This window comes from Bacillus cereus group sp. N21, from assembly GCF_016483395.1.
Classification (GTDB): Bacteria; Bacillota; Bacilli; order Bacillales; family Bacillaceae_G; genus Bacillus_A; species Bacillus_A pseudomycoides.
On sequence record NZ_JAEHBX010000404.1, the window covers coordinates 1 to 246 of the forward strand.

The window sequence follows — 246 nt, forward strand, 5'->3', positions numbered from 1 at the left end:
TATCGGAAGTAGTGCAATGTTAAGTAGAGCGATTGGTGGCACAATTGGGCGAAAAGTTGTCTTTTCAATGCCAGGATCTAGCGGAGCAGTTCGCCTTGCGATGAATAAGTTGATTTTACCGGAGTTAGGTCATATTACATTCGAGCTGCATCGCCAATGAGTAAATGGGCTGGAATTGTATTAGCGGGCGGTATGTCGAGTAGGTTTGGTGAGCCGAAAGCGTTAGCGAGCTGGCAAGGGAGTACG

General features: G+C 47.6%; 2 protein-coding genes. Both read left to right on the forward strand.

The features are described 5' to 3' along the window. Positions 1-160 (forward strand): MogA/MoaB family molybdenum cofactor biosynthesis protein (locus JDS96_RS31400; protein WP_374221031.1); only part of this gene is annotated, 160 nt, incomplete at its 5' end. Further along, positions 157-246: NTP transferase domain-containing protein (locus tag JDS96_RS31405; protein ID WP_199669183.1), on the forward strand; the 90-nt coding region annotated here is incomplete at its 3' end. The genes JDS96_RS31400 and JDS96_RS31405, both read left to right, overlap by 4 nt.